2 protein-coding genes are annotated in these 937 nt (G+C 45.9%); both read left to right on the plus strand.

Annotated features, from left to right (window positions below):
• Positions 1-45 precede the first annotated feature (45 nt).
• Positions 46-315: a DUF6444 domain-containing protein gene (locus tag H5300_RS28590; RefSeq protein WP_405055152.1), complete on the plus strand. Its 270-nt coding sequence runs from the start codon at positions 46-48 to the stop codon at positions 313-315.
• Between the two features lie 17 nt (positions 316-332).
• The coding region (locus H5300_RS26865) for a transposase (protein WP_405055153.1) at positions 333-937 on the plus strand (605 nt) is incomplete at its 3' end.

The raw sequence follows: 937 nt of genomic DNA on the forward strand, positions 1-937 counted from the left end.
CACTGTGGGTCTTGAGTGATCATTCTGGGAAGCCATTATGGTTTCATGACTAGAAAGAAATCACCTAAATACCAAGAAGCACCACCTGAAGTCTCAGATTTGAATGAGGCTAAGGTGCTTATTGATGAGTTGTGGGAACAGTTGCGCCACCTTACCGATAAACAAGCAACTAACTCCAAAAATTCATCGAAGCCACCTTCGTCTGACAACCCTAAGGACAAGCATGAGCGAAAAAAGCTGAAAGCTCTGGTGGTCGCAATTCGAGAGGAGCTAAACAAGGCCACACAGGGCATCAACGAAAGCTCTCACCGTTAAAAAAAACGGATGTCATCATTGACTGCTTCCCTGAAACTTGTCCTTGTTGCGCTCAATCTGACATTGAGGTCCAAGGTGGGCCATACTATCGCCATCAGGTCTTCGATATTCCAAAGCCCACTGTCGATATCACCGAATACCGTTTATTTTCAGGTCAATGTCGGCACTGCAAAGAAACCGTCAAGGCTCAAAAGCCTGATGATGCATCGCAAGGGATTATAGGACCGAACTTATTAAGTTACATTGGAGTGCTTGCGGGTCAATATCACCTCAGTGTTCGGAAAATCCAATCTCTACTCAAAGAACAGCTTGGCACAACCTTTTCGGTCGGCGCGATTAGCGAAGCGCAAACGAAGGTCGCTTCAATGCTAACTCCATTGCATCAAGCGATAAAACAAGCGTTAAAGAAAGCGACTTTGATTCATGCTGACGAAACCTCTCATCACCGAAATGATGAAACGAGCCTTCGTTGGTGTTGGTTAGTGGCCAGTGATGACCTTGTCTATGAACAAATACTCTATTCACGCTCATCTTCCTCAGCGAAAAAGGTCATCGATGAAGACTATGCAGGCATTGTGGTTAGCGACCAGTGCCCAAGCTATAACTGGATAGCCGCAGACCG

It is taken from the genome of Vibrio sp. SG41-7 (assembly GCF_014164465.1).
Classification (GTDB): domain Bacteria; phylum Pseudomonadota; class Gammaproteobacteria; order Enterobacterales; family Vibrionaceae; genus Vibrio; species Vibrio splendidus.